The sequence below is a fragment of the Spirillospora sp. NPDC046719 genome (genome assembly GCF_040645715.1).
In the GTDB taxonomy this organism is placed as follows: domain Bacteria; phylum Actinomycetota; class Actinomycetes; order Streptosporangiales; family Streptosporangiaceae; genus Spirillospora.
Genome location: NZ_JBEYYT010000006.1, coordinates 24,144 through 40,510, shown reverse-complemented (window position 1 = coordinate 40,510; position 16,367 = coordinate 24,144). Strand labels below are relative to the sequence as shown.

15 protein-coding genes are annotated in these 16,367 nt (G+C 73.2%); 7 read left to right on the top strand and 8 right to left on the bottom strand.

Annotated features, from left to right (window positions below; genetic code table 11):
- Positions 1-27 precede the first annotated feature (27 nt).
- From ABZ914_RS02405 to ABZ914_RS02385, 5 genes are all read left to right on the top strand, one after another.
- A complete protein-coding gene (locus tag ABZ914_RS02405) occupies positions 28-864 on the top strand; it encodes a hypothetical protein (RefSeq protein WP_500191120.1) in 837 nt (278 codons plus the stop codon).
- Positions 865-1,155: 291 nt separating this feature from the next.
- Positions 1,156-1,728 carry a hypothetical protein gene (locus ABZ914_RS02400; protein ID WP_500191118.1) on the top strand — a complete coding sequence of 191 codons (573 nt, stop codon included), beginning with the start codon at positions 1,156-1,158 and terminating at the stop codon, positions 1,726-1,728.
- 39 nt (positions 1,729-1,767) lie between these two features.
- Positions 1,768-2,349, top strand: a complete 582-nt coding sequence (locus ABZ914_RS02395) for a TetR/AcrR family transcriptional regulator (RefSeq protein ID WP_500191117.1) — start codon at positions 1,768-1,770, stop codon at positions 2,347-2,349.
- A gap of 201 nt (positions 2,350-2,550) precedes the next feature.
- Positions 2,551-3,312 carry an SDR family NAD(P)-dependent oxidoreductase gene (locus ABZ914_RS02390; protein ID WP_500191116.1) on the top strand — a complete coding sequence of 254 codons (762 nt, stop codon included), beginning with the start codon at positions 2,551-2,553 and terminating at the stop codon, positions 3,310-3,312.
- A 38-nt stretch (positions 3,313-3,350) separates the two neighbouring features.
- Positions 3,351-4,040 carry a class I SAM-dependent methyltransferase gene (locus ABZ914_RS02385; RefSeq protein ID WP_500191115.1) on the top strand — a complete coding sequence of 230 codons (690 nt, stop codon included), beginning with the start codon at positions 3,351-3,353 and terminating at the stop codon, positions 4,038-4,040.
- Between the two features lie 80 nt (positions 4,041-4,120).
- Here the strand turns inward: ABZ914_RS02385 and ABZ914_RS02380 are convergent, their stop codons facing one another.
- From ABZ914_RS02380 to ABZ914_RS02360, 5 genes are all read right to left on the bottom strand, one after another.
- Positions 4,121-4,726 carry a response regulator gene (locus ABZ914_RS02380; RefSeq protein ID WP_433150460.1) on the bottom strand — a complete coding sequence of 202 codons (606 nt, stop codon included), beginning with the start codon at positions 4,724-4,726 and terminating at the stop codon, positions 4,121-4,123.
- Complete coding sequence (locus tag ABZ914_RS02375) at positions 4,723-5,859, bottom strand: sensor histidine kinase (RefSeq protein ID WP_500191114.1); 1,137 nt, start codon at positions 5,857-5,859, stop codon at positions 4,723-4,725. The genes ABZ914_RS02380 and ABZ914_RS02375 overlap by 4 nt, the downstream gene beginning before the upstream one ends.
- A 122-nt stretch (positions 5,860-5,981) precedes the next feature.
- Positions 5,982-6,686 carry an ATP-binding cassette domain-containing protein gene (locus ABZ914_RS02370; RefSeq protein WP_500191112.1) on the bottom strand — a complete coding sequence of 235 codons (705 nt, stop codon included), beginning with the start codon at positions 6,684-6,686 and terminating at the stop codon, positions 5,982-5,984.
- Positions 6,687-6,777: 91 nt separating this feature from the next.
- The gene (locus ABZ914_RS02365; protein WP_500191111.1) at positions 6,778-8,070 is read right to left on the bottom strand and encodes an alpha-amylase family protein; all 1,293 of its coding nucleotides are present in this window, start codon (positions 8,068-8,070) and stop codon (positions 6,778-6,780) included.
- Positions 8,071-8,123: 53 nt separating this feature from the next.
- Positions 8,124-8,567 carry a MarR family winged helix-turn-helix transcriptional regulator gene (locus tag ABZ914_RS02360; protein WP_500191109.1) on the bottom strand — a complete coding sequence of 148 codons (444 nt, stop codon included), beginning with the start codon at positions 8,565-8,567 and terminating at the stop codon, positions 8,124-8,126.
- Positions 8,568-8,607: 40 nt separating this feature from the next.
- Between ABZ914_RS02360 and ABZ914_RS02355 the strand changes: the two genes are divergently transcribed.
- Complete coding sequence (locus ABZ914_RS02355; RefSeq protein ID WP_500191108.1) at positions 8,608-10,071, top strand: FUSC family protein; 1,464 nt, start codon at positions 8,608-8,610, stop codon at positions 10,069-10,071.
- Here ABZ914_RS02355 and ABZ914_RS02350 read toward each other — a convergent pair.
- The gene (locus ABZ914_RS02350; RefSeq protein ID WP_500191106.1) at positions 10,025-11,191 is read right to left on the bottom strand and encodes a lactate 2-monooxygenase; all 1,167 of its coding nucleotides are present in this window, start codon (positions 11,189-11,191) and stop codon (positions 10,025-10,027) included. The two genes, ABZ914_RS02355 and ABZ914_RS02350, sit on opposite strands and share 47 nt — an antisense overlap.
- Positions 11,192-11,365: 174 nt before the next feature.
- On the opposite strand from ABZ914_RS02350, the gene ABZ914_RS02345 reads away from it, so the two are divergent.
- Positions 11,366-13,879 carry a DNA gyrase/topoisomerase IV subunit A gene (locus ABZ914_RS02345; RefSeq protein ID WP_500191105.1) on the top strand — a complete coding sequence of 838 codons (2,514 nt, stop codon included), beginning with the start codon at positions 11,366-11,368 and terminating at the stop codon, positions 13,877-13,879.
- Between the two features lie 52 nt (positions 13,880-13,931).
- Here the strand turns inward: ABZ914_RS02345 and ABZ914_RS02340 are convergent, their stop codons facing one another.
- Positions 13,932-14,528: a cysteine hydrolase family protein gene (locus tag ABZ914_RS02340; protein ID WP_500191103.1), complete on the bottom strand. Its 597-nt coding sequence runs from the start codon at positions 14,526-14,528 to the stop codon at positions 13,932-13,934.
- Positions 14,525-16,204 (bottom strand): purine-cytosine permease family protein, encoded by a 1,680-nt coding sequence (locus ABZ914_RS02335; RefSeq protein WP_500191101.1) that lies wholly within the window; start codon positions 16,202-16,204, stop codon positions 14,525-14,527. Before ABZ914_RS02335 ends, ABZ914_RS02340 begins: the two co-directional genes overlap by 4 nt.
- Positions 16,205-16,367 lie beyond the last annotated feature (163 nt).

Genomic DNA, 16,367 nt, shown 5'->3' with positions numbered 1-16,367 from the left:
GGTGCGAGATCACCAGGGAGTCCAGTCATGGTCGCGAACACCGTCCCCTTCCCCGCCCCCGGCCGCCGCCCCCGGGCCCTCTCCCGTCCCCGCCCTCGGCGGCCCCTCTCCCGTGCCGCGCTGTCCCGTACCGCGCTGTCCCGTCGCGGGACGCTCGGACAGCGGGAGCGCTGGATCGGCCTGGGCTTCGCCGCCGGCGGCGTCATGATGGTGCCCTGGATGTTCGTCCTGGCCCGCACGCTGCCGTCCACCACCCAGGTGTCGAACTGGTCGATGGCCTGGGTCGGGCTGGACGTGCTGATCGGCGCCGGGCTCCTCGGCACCGGCGTGCTGCTGGCGCGGCGCGACCCGCGGCACGGCCTGCCCGCCGCCGCCACCGGCGCCCTCCTGGCCATGGACGCGTGGTTCGACGTCCTGACCTCCGCCCCCGGCGCGGAGCGCGCCCTGGCCGTGGCGATGGCCGCCGGGCTGGAGCTGCCGCTCGCCTGCGCCTGCGCAGTCCTCGCCATCCGCTCCCTGTCCCCCACCCCGGCACCCGCCCGGCCCACCGAATCCGACGACCACCACCCGGTGCCCGTCCAGCCCGCAGCAGCCGACCGAGACCACCCGGCACCCGTTCCGCCGAACGGAACCGACGACAACCGCTCGGCGCCCACCCCGCCCGCAGGAACCAACCAAGACCGCCCGAAGCCCGTCCTGTCGAACGGGACCGACGGCAACCGCTCGGCGCCTGCCCAGCACACCGCGACCGGCAACGCCCGCCCGGCTTCCCTTCAGCCCGCACGACCGGGGGGGTGGGCGCCCGGCGGCCTTCCGGTGGGAGGGCCTGAGCGGCGGTGTCCGTGGGGAAGAGGCGGCCGGTGAGGGCGGGGCGCCTTCGGGGCGTCAGGGAGGCGGCGATGTTCGAGAGCGCGCGGAGGGTGCGGGAGGGGCCAAGGCGGACGGGTCGAAGGGCTCGGACCTCGGCGGATACGGGGGCGGAACGAGCGCCGAAGATGCGAACGACGGGGCGATGAAGGACAGATGGCAAAGCATCGACGGGAGTACGCCAGACGGGTGAAACCAGACGAGCCGGACCTCTAGAGTGAGTCGAACGTCGGGGCCCTCTCGCGGGAGGGCCCCTACCCCTGCCTGCACGATCAGAGGTCCCCGAACATGAACGACCACGAGGTGCATGAGGAGTGCCTGCGGCTCCTTCGGGACGGCATGCCCGATCCCGCCCCCGACACCTTCGACGAGGAACGGGACTTCCTTCCGCTCGGCCTCGACATGGACGGCGACGTCGCCGTTGTCACGTTCCTCCACCAGTGGGGCGGGGGCGGCGTCGACCCGTTCATCGAGGGCAGAACGTTCCACCGGCGGGACGGCGAGTGGATGGGCCTCGGCGGGGGCGGCGGCTCGGCGCCCTACGAGCCCCTGGTGCGCCGCTCGTCCGGTGAGATGGGCCGCTACCTGTACAAGTACGGCACGGGACGGACGGTCCGGAACGCCAACCGGCTGCTGCCGTGGGGCGCGAAGTGGGTGAACGAGGCGCGGCTGCGGGCCTCGGCCGAGGTGACGCGGGTCCGGGTGGGCAAGCGGTTCCTCCAGGTCCCGCCGCACGGGCACATCGTCGTGGTGTGGGGCGCCCGGCGCGGTCCCGTCGTCGAGGCGCTCGCGGCGGACGGCTCGGTGCTGGACACGCTGGACCTCGACCGTCCCACCGTCCCCGCCAGCTCGGACGCCTGATATTTGACCGATCGTTCTCAATAGCCGTACGGTCGACCCATGGCGCGGACCAAGGAGTTCGATCCGGACGCGGCGCTGCTGCGCGCGCTGGAGCTGTTCTGGGAGCGGGGGTACGAGGCGACCTCCATTGCCGACCTCGTCGAGCATCTCGGCATCGCCCGCGCGAGCGTCTACGCGACGTTCGGCGGCAAGCACGAGCTGTTCCTGCGGGCGCTCGAGCGCTATCTCGAGACGACCGATCCGAAGATCGCCGAGGCGCTGTCGCAGCCCGGTCCGGTCCTGCCGGCCGTGCGCGCGCTGATCGACCGCTACGCCGATGAGGCGGGCCGGGATCGGCCGCGCCTCGGCTGCCTGGTGGTGAACACGGCGGTCGAGCTGGCCGCCCGGGACGCCGAGGCGGCGCGCCTGGTGGAGTCCAGCTGGAACTTCCTCGAGGCGACCCTGACGTCGGCGCTGACCCGCGCCCGCGCGCAGGGGGAGCTGCCCGACGGCGCCGACCCGCGCGGCCTCGCCCGGCTGCTGCTGGTGATCTTCCAGGGCATGCGCGTCCTGGGCCGGGCCCCGGCGGAGGAGGCCCGGATCCGGGACGCCGCCCGCCAGGCCCAGGCCCTCCTCGCCTGATCGCTCGCGGGCGCCGCGGCGGCCTCGATGCCGACGCCGCCCCGCCCGCTCGCCGCAGTGACGCCGGGCGCCCCGCTTCCCCGGCGCACTGACGCGGCCGACCCGCGCGACCGCGCCGCCCGTACGGGTCGACACCTATGCCTCTGAGCGTCCAACCCTTGCCCTTATTCAAGATCGATCATTCTAGAATTGGGAGATGCCATGAGAGAACGCTTCGCCGAGCGGGTCGTCCTGGTCACCGGCGGCGCCGGCGCGATCGGCCGGGTCACCGCCCGCGCCTTCGCCGAGGAGGGGGCCACCGTGGTCCTGTCCGGACGCGACGAGAAGGCCCTCGTCCAGGCAGTCGAGGAGATCCAGGCCGGCGGCGGGCGCGCCGATCACGTGGTCGCCGACCTGACCGTCCCCGGTGACGCCGCCGCCATGGTCGCCGCGGTCACCGGCCGCCACGGCGGCCTGCACGTCGCGGTCAACAACGCCGGAACGCTCGGCCCCGTCGGTCCCGTCGCCGACCTCGACGAGGACGCCTGGCGCACGGTCCTCAACGTGAACCTGACGGGCGTGTTCCTGTCGATGAAGCACGAGATCACCCACATGCGCGCGCACGGCGGCGGCACGATCGTGAACATCGCGTCCAACATCGGCGTGCATGGGCGCAGGCCGGGGATGGCCGCGTACGCCGCGTCGAAGGCGGGCGTCAGCATCCTGACCCGCTCCGCGGCCATCGACCACATCGCCGACGGGGTGCGCGTCAACGCGGTCAGCCCCGGCGCGAGCGACACCCCGATGTCGCTGCGTCCCGGCGAGACCAGGGCGGAGCGCGACGCGCGGCTGAAGTCGGCCATCCCGGCGGGACGGCCGAGCGACCCCTCGGAAGTGGCGGACGCCGTCCTGTGGCTGGCCTCCGACGAGTCGGCCTACCTGGTGGGCCACGACATGGTCGTCGACGGCGGCACCACCGCCTGACGAGGCATCCCCAAGGCCCCGGTGGGCAGACTCACCCTATGGCTCTGACGCCCGACTACGACGCAGACCCGGAGCGTTTCCGCCTCGCCGCGCGGGTCACCCGCCAATACCTGATCGGGGCGCGGAGCCTGCACGACCACATCGCCGCGAAGCTGCTGGCGGCCGGGGCCTCCCGCGTGCTGGACATCGGCTGCGGGGAGGGCGCGCTGCGCCGCGCCCACCCCGACGCGCCGCGCTTCCGCTTCGTCGGCTTGGACGCGTCCGCGGCGCTCCTGCGCGCCCACCCCGCGCCGCGCCTGCGGGCCGACGCGCTGCGCCTGCCGTTCCGCGACGGCGCCTTCGACGCGGCCGTGGCGGTGAACATGCTGTACCACCTGGACGAACCGCGCATCGCCCTGCGGGAGGCGCGCCGGGTGCTGGCGCCTGGCGGGACCCTGCTGGTCTCGGCGATCTGCCGGACCGACAGCCCGGAGCTGGCGCCGGTCTGGCGTCCCGAGCCGTCCACCTTCGACGCCGAGGACGCGCCGGCGCGGGTCTGCGAGGTGTTCGACGAGGTGGAGGTGGAGCGCTGGGACGCTCCGCTGATCACACTGCCCGACCGGGCCGCGATCCGCGACTACCTGGTCGCCCGGCGGGTCCCCCGTCCCCAGGCCGCCGAGGCGGCGTCACGCCTCCCCACCCCGCTCCCAGTGACCAAGCGGGGCTCCCTCCTCCTCGCCCGCCGCTGACCCCCAGACGCCACGGCGGCCCTCAACACCTGATCGTGTCCCGCGGTGCCGGCCATCAACGTCGGTCGCCCGGTGAGGGGTCAGAGCCAGCCGAGGTCTCGGGCGGTGTTGACGGCGGCGTGGCGGTTGTGGACGCCGAGCTTGGTGACGGCGGCGGACAGGTAGTTGCGGACGGTGCCCTCGGACAGGCCGAGACCGCGGGCGATGCGGGAGACGGGGGCGCCGTCGGCGGCGGCGCGCAGGGTGTCGAGCTCGCGGGGGGTGAGGGGGCACTCCTCGGCGGCGAGGGCGTCGGCGGCGAGTTGCGGGTCGATGTAGCGGGCGCCGGCGGCGACCTGGCGGATGACCTCGGCGAGCCGGGCGCCGGGGGCGTCCTTGCCGAGGAAGCCGCGCACGCCGGCGGCCATCGCGCGGCGCAGGTTGCCGGGCCGGCCGTGCGCGGTGACGATCACCAGGCGGCAGCCGGGCAGGTCGCGGGAGAGGCGTTCGGCGGCGGCGAGGCCGTCGAGGCCCGGCATGTCGATGTCGAGGACGGCGACGTCGGGCCGGAGGGCGAGGGCGCGGTCGACGGCCTCGTCGCCGCGGCCGACGTCGGCGGCGACCTCGATGCCGTCCTCGGTCTCCAGCAGCAGGACGAGGGCCTCCCTGATCAGCAGGTGGTCGTCGGCCAGCAGGACGCGGATCATGCCTCTCCCCTCGGTGCGGGGGCCGCCGGGACCGCGGCGGTCACCCGGAAGGTCCCGTCGCCGGACGGCCCGGCGCTGAAGCGGCCGCCGGCGGCGGTGATCCGCTCGGCGAGGCCGGTCAGGCCGCTGCCGGAGTCGCCCGCGGCGCGGCGCGGCGCGCCGTCGTTGACGATCTCCACGCGGACGCGGTCGCCGTCGGCGCGCACGGTGATCTCGCACCAGGTGGCGCTGGAGTGCCGGAGCACGTTGGTGGCGGCCTCCCGGGCGACCCAGCCGAGCGGTTCGTGCACGTGGGCGGGGAGTTCGGGGGACACCTCGGGCCTGTCGCAGCGGATGCCGGCGGCGCGCAGGACGGCGGACATCCCGTCCAGCTCGGTGCGCAGGGACGTGGCGCGGTAGCCGCGGACCACCTCGCGGACGTCGCGGACGGAGTCGCGCGCCATCGTCTGGATCTCGGTGAGCTCCTTGCGGACGCGGCCGGGGTCGCGGTCGAGGTAGCGTTCGGCGACCTCCGCGCGGAGCGCGACGGCCTGGAGGCTGTGGCCGAGGACGTCGTGCAGGTCGCGGGCGAAGCGGAGGCGCTCCTCCCCCACCGCGGACCGGGCCACCTCGGCGCGCGCCTCCCGCAGTTCCTGGACGACGTGGAACAGCCATACCTGTACGTATCCGGAGAAGGCGGCGAGCGGTACGCCGACCATCTCGTAGAGGACGCTCAAGGCGGGCAGGCCGAGGACGACGCCGTAGACGGGGGTGAGGACGGCCGCGGCGGCCGCCACCGGGATCGCCTGCCGGAGCGGCAGGACGACGGCGATCAGCCCGGCGGGGACGAGGAGGGCGTTGCCCCAGCCGTGTCCGACGCCGAGCAGCGGCAGCGTCCAGCAGATCGCGGCGATCGCGGCCAGCCCGAAGCGGTGCCCCGGGGCGGTGCGGCGCATCATGTTGAGCCACAGCATCCGGGCGTAGAGCGCGAACGCGGTGGCGACGCCGGCGGCGGAGAACGCGACGCGTGCGGGGTCGTGGCGGTCGAAGACCTCGTACCAGAGCGCGGGCAGGAGGAACCCGGCGAGGGTGACCGCCGTCATCCCCACGATGATCGCGGCGATGACGGTGGGGCGCGGGATCCTCGGCTGCACGCGCCCAGAGTATGCGGGTGTCAAGGGATCGGGGCGGCGCCGAGGCCGGTGCGCGGGGACGATCCCGCCGAGCGCGCGCAGGAGCGGGGTCCGGCCGCCGTCGTCCACGCTTCCGGCGCCGGTCAGGCGGCGTGCGGGGCGTGCCGGGCGGCGGTGCCGGACCGGGCGGCGGTGCCGGACCGGGCGGGGGTGCCGAGGCGGGCGGAGGCGCGTCCGGTGACGAGGCGGCCGTCGTCGAGCACGCCGACCCGGTCGGCGCGGCACGCCTCGCCGGTGTCGCGGGTCGTGATCACGACGGTGCTGCCGTGCGCGGCCAGCAGGAGCAGGACGGACCAGACCTCGCGGGCGGCGTCCTCGTCGAGCCCGGCGGTGGGTTCGTCGAGGAAGAGCACGTCGGAGCGGCCGATGAGGGCGAGCGCGAGGTCGAGCAGGCGCCGGCGGCCCGGGTCGAGCCGTTCGAAGGGGACGTCGGCGTGGCCGGTGAGGCGGGCGAGGCGCAGCGCCTCGTCGCGGGTGACCGGGTCGAGGGTCCAGCGCCGCCAGGTGTCGATGATCTCGGCGACGGTCAGTCCGGGGAACAGGCCGCCGTCGCGCCAGACGGTGCCGGACCGGGCGGCGTCGCGGTCGGTGTAGGGGTCGGCGCCGCGGACGCGGACCGTGCCGCCGGTCGGGCGCCGCAGGCCGGCGAGCATCTCCAGCAGGGTGGTCTTGCCCGATCCGTACCGGCCGAGCAGCGCGTACACCTCGCCCTTCGCCACGGTGAACGAGACGTCTCGCACGGCCTCGTTCAGCTGCAGGTCGCGTACCTCGATCACGTGTGCCTTCATGGGTCCCATGCTGCCGACGGACGATCTCCGCGTGCAGTCACGGGCGTCAGGTGCGGGCCATGAGGTTCGCAGGGGCCGGCCATGACATCTGTCATGGGCGGGCGATGGCCCAGCCTCGCGGAGGTATCAGGGCGCCTTCGCCGTGGAAGTCGGCGTCTCCGGCGATGCGGGTCCATCCGGCGGCGGGGAGGTCGGCCTTGGCGGGCTCGTCGGCGAGGTTGAGGACGACGCCCAGGCGCTCATCGCCCTGCCCCACTGTGTAGGAGAGCGCCGTATTGGTCAAGGTGGCGACCTTCGTGTGCGCGCGGACGAGCCATGGGTGGCGGCGCCTCACACCGATGAGGTCCTGGTGGAGGCGATGGTGGGGGGCGCCGTAACCGGGCGCCTCGTCGGGGCGCACGGGGAAGGCGGGACGTATGGCGTCGTCGCCGCCTTCGCGTTCCTCCTTGACGCCGTGGAAGGCGAACTCGTCACCGGCGTAGATGGAAGGAACGCCGGCGGTGGTGAGGAGGACGACGAGCGCGTGCGCTAGGTGGCGCTCGTCGTCGAGGCGGCTGGCGATGCGCGTCACGTCGTGGTTGCCGACGAAGGTCTGCGGGACGAACGTGCCGAGCATCCCGTCGTGGCGGGTGAGGGCATGGGCCAGCTCGAAGAAGTTGCGGTCGTTCAGCGAGCTCCAGATGGCCTTCCATAGTTCGTACTGGGTGACGGAGTCCAGTCCGCTGCGTTCCACGAAGCCCGCGTAGTCGCCGTGGATGACCTCCCCTACGAGCCATGCGTCGGGGAAGCGCGCGCGGACGCGGTCGGTCACCGTCCGCCAGAACTCCGCCGGGACGGCGTACGCGGCGTCCAGCCGCCATCCGTCGATGCCGCGCTCCAGCCAGTGGCTCATGACCTCGACGGCGTAATCGGCGACCGCCGGTTCGTCGTGGTTGAGGGCCACGAGCTTGTGGTGGCCTTCGAACGTGCGGAAGCCGCCGTCGCCTTCAGGGACGAACCATCCCGCGTACGGCGACGCGCCGCCCCGCGCCTCGACGTCGGCGAAGCGCGGGAAGCCCCGGCCGACATGGTTGAAGACCCCGTCGAGGAGGACCCGGACGCCCCGCTCCGACGCCGCTTCGACGAGCCGCCGCAGGTCGTCCTCGTCGCCGAGGCGCGGGTCGACGCGGAAGTGGTCGACGGTGTCGTAGCCATGGGTCTCGGACGCGAACACGGGCCCGAGGGCGAGGCCGTTGCAGCCGAGCGCCACCAGGTGGTCGAGCCATCCCGCGATCCGCTCCAGCCGGTGCTCGGGCGGGGAGCCGGACGGGAGGGCGGCGCGTTCGGCGCCGGTGAAGCCGAGCGGGTAGACGTGCCACCAGATGGCGTGATCAGGCCAGCGCATGCGCGTCTCCTTACCCGGGAATCATCGCTCCCAAAATAGTAAGCAGTGACGAACTATTCCGCCAGCCGGTCCATGAGCCGGGCGGCCAGCCGCAGCACCTCGCGCTCGGTCTCGCCCAGCTCGCCGAGCGCCCCGGCGAGCCACGCGTCGCGCTCGTCCAGGTCGCGCCTGAGCGCCTCGATCCCGGCCGGGGTGATGGTCAGCACGGCCTGCCTGCGGTCCCGCTCGTCGCGCGCGCGCAGGATCAGCCCGGACTCCTCCAGCTCGGCGAAGACCCTGGTCAGCGACTGCGGGCGCTGCTTCTCGGCGGCCGCCACCTCGCCGGCCGAACTGGGGCCGTTGCGGGCCAGGTGCCCGAGCACGACCAGCTTGTTGCTGCTCAGCGCGTCCGGGGAGCGGGAGGCGCGCATCCGGCGCGCCATCCGCATCACCCCGCGGCGGATCTCCACCACCGCTTCCCTCGGCACCTCGGGCCGATCACTCGCCTCGCTCGGCATAATGTTACGCTATTCCTTACTAATTCTTGAGAGGTGGGCCATGGCGGTGGGCACGGTCCGGACATTCGCCGCCGCGAAGGCGCCGGTCGCCGTCGCGGCCGCCACGATGGCCGCCGTCCTGGCGTCCTTCGGCACGGCGCTGCTGCTGGAGCGCGCGGCGCACCTGCACGCCGACGTCGTCATGCAGGCCGTCGTGCTGGCCGTCACCCTCTCCAGGGCGCATCGCGGCGCCCGTCCGTCCGACCGCCTGATCGGGTTCGCCGTCCTGCCCACCGTCGCGCTCGCGTCGGTCGGTCTCGGCACCCTCATGCGGGATGACGCGTTCGTAGGAGACGCCGCGTTCGCCGCGCTCGTCGCGTCCGGGGTCTGGATCCGCCGCTTCGGGCCCCGCTTCACCAAGGCCGGCACGCTGATGATGCTCCCAGCGATCGCCCTGCTCGTCATCCCTCACGGCGCGCCCGGCGCGCCTTCGACCCACCTGCTGTGGGCACCGGTGGTGGCGCTCATCGCCTACTCCTGGGTGACGGTCGTCCAGGTCGCCGTGGAGCGCCCCTGGCGCACCGGCCGCGTAGAAGCCCCGGCTCCTGCCGCCGCTGACAAGCGGCTGCCCGCCAGCACCCGCATGGCTGCGCAGATGGGCGTGGCTCTCTGCGCCGCGTTCGCCGCCGGACACCTGCTGTTCCCGGATCACTGGTCGTGGGTCGTCCTTACGGCGTTCATCGTGTGCAACGGGGCGCGCGGACGCGGCGACGCCCTCCACAAGGGTCTCCTGCGCGCGCTCGGCGCGGCCGGTGGAACGGTGTTGGCCGCCCTGGTGTCCGGCCTGTTCGCGCCCCGGGACCCCGACGCGGTCGTCCTCATCTTCGTCGTCCTCGGCCTGGCGGCGTGGTTGCGCCAGCGGAGCTACGCGTACTGGGCCGGCGGGGTCACGGCCGCGCTGTCGCTGCTCTACGGGTACTTCGGGCAGTCCGCCGTGCCCCTGCTGCACACGCGACTCGAAGCGATCCTCCTCGGCGCCGCATTGGGCTCCGCCGCGGCGTGGTTCGTCCTGCCGTTCCGCACACGGGACGTTCTGCGCCGCCGCATATCCGAGTCCTTGGCGGCCCTCACCGACGTCCTGAAGGGCGAGCCACACGCCCGCGCCCGGTTCGAGAACTCCGTCGCCGAGATGGACAACGTCTACGGACCGCTCCGGCTCCACCGGTTCGTCACACGCGCGCGGCCCCACCCTGCCGACGTCATCGACCTCCTACGCGAGACCGTGCCGCACGTCCGCGCCCTTGAGCCCGGCGTCAAAGGACTGCGCACCAACGTGGCCGCCGTACGGCGCGCAGTGGCCGGACGCCACGACGGCACGCCCTACAGGCCGCTCGCGGCGGAAGAAGGCGACGCCGCGCACGCCATAGACACGGGACTGGCCCGCATACACGCGATCTACGCCCCGCCCACACCGGACCCTAAGCGCGAACCAGAGTCTCCGGAGACAGCTCGTCCAGCCGGGTGACGCCGGACAGCGCCATGGTCAGCTCCAGCTCGGCCTGGATGCAGCGCAGGACGTGCTGGACCCCGGCCTGCCCGCCGAGCGCCAGCCCGTAGGCGTACGGGCGCGCGAGCAGCACCGCCTTGGCGCCCAGGGCGAGCGCCTTCGCGACGTCCGACCCGGTGCGGATCCCGCTGTCGAACAGCACGGTCGCCTGGTCGCGGACGGCGTCGACCACGCCGGGCAGGGCGTCCAGCGACGCGATGGCGCCATCGACCTGCCGCCCGCCGTGGTTGGACACGATCACGCCGTCCATCCCCGCGTCCACCGCGCGGCGCGCGTCGTCGGGGTGCTGGACGCCCTTCAGCGCGATCGGCCCGTCCCAGTGGTCCCGCAGGAACGCCAGGTCGTCCCACGTCAGGGACGGGTTGCCGAAGTTGGCGACCCAGTGCAGGAGCGCGGCGTCGCGGTTGGAGTCGGTGACGGGCCCGCCGACCGCCTTCTGGAAGACGGGGTCGCTGAAGTAGTTGGCGACCCCGATGCCGCGCAGGAACGGCAGGTACGCCTGGTCCAGGTCGCGGGGCCGCCATGCCAGCGTGAACGTGTCGAGCGTGACGACGAGCGCCGTGTAGCCCGCCGCCTTGGCCCGCTCCAGGAAGCTGACGGCGAGGTCCCGGTCCTTCGGCCAGTAGAGCTGATACCAGCGGGGCGCGCCGTCGCCGTTGGCCTCCGCGACCTCCTCGATGGAGTGGGAGGAGGCGGTGCTGAGCACCATGGTGAGCCCCTCGGCGCCCGCCGCGCGCGCGGTGGCGAGCTCCCCGTCCGGGTGGAAGATCGACTGCACGCCGATCGGCGCGAGCAGGACCGGCGAGGGCATCGCGGTGCCGAGAACCTCCACCGACAGGTCGCGGTGCGCCACGTCCCGCAGGAACCTCGGGACGATCCGCCACCGGTCGAACGCGTCCCGGTTGGCCCGCGCGGTCGCCTCGCTGCCCGCCGATCCCGCCACGTACCCGAACGCCTGCGCCGACAGGACGCCCTCGGCGAGCCCCTCCAGCCGGGTCAGGTCGGTCGGCAGCGGCGGCCGCACGTCACCGAGTCCCTGCAGGTAGATCGAGTTCTGGAAGTCGGCCAGCGCGCTCATCGGGTACCTCCGCGGGGGACGCGGCCGGGGCGCGGCCGCGGGTGAGAACCGTCCGGGACCAATCTGCCACGGCCGCTGACCGGATCGCGCACCGCGGCCGGACCCGGATCCGATCCGCGGCCCATCCGGTGGGGCGGGCGAAAGATGTCGGCGGGACCGGCCACAATGTGGGGCATGGCACGACGCGGATCCCAAGCCCCTCCCCCGCCGCCGGACTTCGAGGAGAACATCGTCGACGTCGACGTCTCCGAGGAGATGCGCGGCAGCTACCTCGAGTACGCGTACTCGGTGATCTACCAGCGGGCGCTTCCCGACGCCCGCGACGGGCTGAAGCCCGTCCAGCGGCGGATCCTGTACTCGATGAACGAGATGGGGCTGCGCCCCGACCGCGGGCACGTCAAGTGCGCGCGCGTCGTCGGCGAGGTCATGGGCAAGCTGCACCCGCACGGCGACAGCGCGATCTACGACGCGATGGTGCGGATGGCCCAGCCCTGGGCGATGCGGATGCCGCTGGTCGACGGGCACGGCAACTTCGGCTCGCTCGGCGGCGACGACCTGCCCGCCGCCATGCGGTACACCGAGGCCCGCATGTCCCGCGAGGCGCTGATGATGGTCGCCTCCATCGACGAGGACACCGTCGACTTCCGGCCGAACTACGACGGCCAGGAGCAGGAACCGGAGGTGCTGCCCGCGGCCTTCCCGAACCTGCTGGTCAACGGCGCGTCCGGGATCGCGGTCGGGATGGCCACCAACATGGCCCCGCACAACCTCGGCGAGGTGGTCGCCGCGGCCCGGCACCTGATCGACCACCCCGACGCCACGCTCGACGACCTGATGCGCTTCGTCCCCGGCCCCGACCTGCCCACCGGCGGCATGATCGTCGGCCTGGACGGCATCCGCGACGCCTACGAGAAGGGCCGCGGGACGTTCCGCACCCGCGCCACCACGACCATCGAGAACGTCACGCCGCGCCGCAAGGGCATCGTGGTCAGCGAGCTGCCGTACGCGGTCGGCCCGGAGCGCGTCAAGGCCAAGATCAAGGAACTGGTCAACGCCAAGAAGATCCAGGGCATCGCCGACCTGAAGGACCTCACCGACCGCAACGTCGGCCTGCGCCTGGTCATCGAGATCAAGAACGGCTTCAACCCCGAGGCCGTCCTGCAGGACCTCTACCGGCTCACGCCGATGGAGGAGACCTTCGGCATCAACAACGTCGCGCTCGTCGACGGCCGGCCGCGCACGCTCGGCCTGCGCGAGCTGCTCCAGGTGTACGTCGACCACCGCATCGAGGTCGTGCGGCGCCGGTCGATGTTCCGCCGCAAGAAGCGCGAGGACCGCCTCCACCTCGTCGACGGCCTGCTGGTCGCGCTGCTCAACATCGACGAGGTCATCCAGGTCATCCGGCAGAGCGACGACGCCGGGCAGGCCAAGCAGCGGCTGATGCAGATCTTCGAGCTGTCGGAGATCCAGGCCCAGTACATCCTGGACACCCCGCTGCGCCGCCTCACCCGCTACGACCGGCTCGAACTGGAGAAGGAGAAGGAGCAGCTGGCCAAGGAGATCGCGAAGCTGACCGCGATCCTGGAGTCGGAGCGCAAGCTGCGCGGCCTGGTGTCCAAGGAGCTCGGCGAGGTCGCCTCCGAGTACACCACCCCGCGTCGCACGATCCTGCTGGAGTCCTCCGGCCACACCGCCGCGGCCGCCGTGCCCCTGGAGGTCGCGGACGACCCATGCACGGTGCTGCTGTCGTCCACCGGGCTGATGGCGCGCACGCACGGCCCCGAGCCGCTGCCCGACAGCGGCCCGCGCGCGCCGCACGACGTGCTGATCTCGGTCGTCCCGGCGACGGCCCGCGGCCAGGTCGGCGCGGTGACCTCGCTCGGACGGATGATCCGCGTCGACGTCCTCGACCTGCCGACGCTGCCGCCGTCGGCGACGCCGCCGTCCCTGGCGGGCGGCGCGCCGGTGACCGAGTACGTCGACCTGGAACCGGACGAGACGGTCGTGGGCGTGGCGGCGCTGTCGGACGAGGGCGGCGGGCTCGCCCTCGGCACGGCGCAGGGCGTGGTCAAGCGGGTCGTCCCCGACTTCCCCGCCAACCGCGACGAGTTCGAGGTCATCGGGCTCAAGGAGGGCGACCAGGTCATCGGCGCCGTCCAGCTGCTGTCGGAGGACCAGCACCTCGTCTTCATCACCACCGACGCGCAGCTGCTGCACTTCGCCGCGTCCAACGTGCGGCCGCAGGGCCGCGCCGCCGGCGGCATGGCCGGCATCAAGCTGGCCGCCGGCGCCCAGGTGCTGTGGTTCGGCGCGCTCGACCCCGGCCGCGAGGCACGGGTGATCACGGTCTCCGGGTCGTCGTCGGCGCTGCCCGGCACCCAGACGGGCGCGATCAAGCTGGCCGACTTCGCGGACTTCCCCGCCAAGGGCCGCGCGACCGGCGGCGTCCGGGCGCACCGGTTCCTGAAGGGCGAGGACGTGCTGCTCCAGGCGTGGGCGGCGCCGACGCCGCTGCGCGCCGCGGGCGCGAACGGCAAGCCCGCGACGCTGAACGTGACGCTCGGCCGCCGCGACGGGTCGGGCGAGAGGCTGAGCACCCGCATCGTGTCGATCAGCGGCCCCATCGGCCCCGTCCCGCCGGACGGCGACACCGACGGCGACACCGACACCGACGCCGAAGAGGCATGACGGTGAGCCGGGCCCGCGGTCGGCGGGCCCGGCTCACGTCGGCTCGTGGCGGTCAGGCGGCGGGGGCGGCGGCGAGGGCTTCGGTCACGGTGGTGACGGTGGCGAAGCCGCAGTCGCGCATCACCTCCAGTCCGATCTCGTGGAGGCGCGGGGTGAGGGCCGCGCAGGCGTCGCCGAGCACCGTGACCCGGTAGTCGCGCATGTAGGCGGCCCGGACGGTGGACTCCACGCAGACGTTGGTGACGACGCCGCAGACGAGAAGGTGGTCGGCGCCGAGCCCGCGGAGGAGCGGGTCGAGGGACGTCCAGAGGAAGGCGTCGAAACGGGCCTTGTCCACCACCAGGTCGTCGGGGCCGCAGCCCAGCTCGTCGGCGACCTCCGCGTCCCAGCTGCCTGCGGCCAGGGCGGAGATCTCCGCCAGGGCCGGGTGGGCGCCGCCGAGGTTGGCGCCCTCGTCGGCGCGGCCGGGCCGGTAGACGTGGCGGGTGAAGACCACGGGCGTCCCCGCGGCACGGGCGGCGGCCACCGCCGCGGCGCACTGCCGTACGGCGCGGCCGGTGTCGGCGAGGGCCATGCCGAGGGTGGGGAGCGATCCGTCCGGGTGGACGAACCCGTTCTGCATGTCGACGACGATGAGGACGCTGGTCATCGGAGTGCCTCCGGGGTCTGTTCGAGGGAGGTGGAGACGGACGGAGCCGGCGCCGCGCCGGGCATGCCGAGCAGGACGGGGCCCTTCGGCGGGCGCCACGCGCTGGGCTTGCAGGCGTCCCGGCAGGAGCCCTCGGTGGAGCAGCACAGCGAGCAGATGTGGCCCTCGTGGAACGGGCAGGTGGCCATGTCCGCGACGTCGTAGGACCCGCCGCACACCGCGCAGGGCAGTTCGGTCGCGCCCTCGGGGAAGACGCTCGTCCGCGCGATGTACCAGCGGCCCCGGGTGGCCGCCGCGACGAGGGGCGGCAGCGCCAGTGCGAGGACGAAGGCGATGAAGGGCGACAGGTCGGCGGCCGTGGAGCCGAACGCGCCGTAGTAGGCGACGATCGAGACGGCCGCGGCGGCCACCATCGAGCCGAAGCCGACCGGGTTCACGTTGTACAGGTGGGCGCGGCGGAACTCCACCTCGGGCGGGCTGAGGCGCAGCCACCGCTTGTTGATGACCAGGTCCGACGCCATCGCGGCGATCCAGGCGATGCCGATGTTGGCGTACCAGGCCAGCACGGTGACGATGTGGGCGAAGATGTCGATCTCCATGAGGACCAGCGCGAGCGCGACCTGGAGGATCACCCACACCGCGCGGCCGGGGTGCCGGTGCAGCAGCCGGGAGAAGAAGTTCGACCACGACAGCGAGCCCGAGTAGGTGTTCATGATGTTGATCTTGATCTGCGAGAGCAGCACCAGGACGCCCGCGAGGACGAGCGCCACCGTGTGGTCGCCGACCGCGCGCTCGTACACGACCGTGAACAGGTCGACCGGGACCGCGACGTGGTCGGGCGTCGTCTCGGTGCCGGCGTAGCCGACGAGCAGCGTGGACGCGAAGAAGATGACGATGGCGAACAGGGACAGGCCGGGGCCGCCCATCAGCACCGCCAGCCGCCATCTGCGGCGCCCCGCCGCGCCCTTCGGGTCGGGCATCAGCCGCAGGTAGTCGCCCTGTTCACCGATCTGCACCGCGAACGACAGCTGCGCGGCGGCGATGGTGAACACCGCGGTCAGCGTGAGGCCGCCGACGGCCGCCGCTCCGTGCGCGGTGACCGGGTGGACCATGTGGTGGCCGGCGGAGGGCGAGGTCGCCGCGATGACCAGGGCGAACCCGATCAGCAGGATCCACAGCGGCCACGTCCACGCCTGGAACTTGGAGCTGAAGGTCATCCCGTAGAGCGTCAGCGGCACCATGACGGCCGAGACGATCACGTACGAGATGTGCACGTCGACGTGGAAGAGCGCGGTCACCGCCTGCGCCATGATCGCGCCCTCGTAGGCGAGGAAGATCAGCGTGTAGGTCGCGTAGACCAGCGAGGTGACCGTGGAGCCCAGGTAACCGAACCCGGAGCCGCGGGTGAGCAGGTCGATGTCGATGTGCCTGCGGGTGATGGCGAACGCGATGACGACGGTCAGCGGCAGCGTGACCACGCTCGCGACGGCGAACCCGAGCAGCGAGCTGCCGAAGCCGAACTCGTTGACGAACGCGGCGTCCAGCGCGTATCCCGCCATGGCGGACAGGCCCACCAGGCAGCTCAGGAACACCATCCACGGCGACCAGGTGCGGAACGCGCTGGGCGTGTACCGCAGGGAGTAGTCCTCCATCTGCGGGTTCTCTGCCAGATCCAAACCCGGCTCCTTTCCTAGCGGGGCGGCGGGCACCGCAGAAGCTAGGAACGGGATGTTTCTCCGGGGTGTCGGGACCCGTTGCGCCCCGTTACGCCGATTCGTCGCGCGGCGAAGGGGCTCTGGCGTGCGGGTTCGCACCGGCGGGGGCGGCATGCGCCGCGTC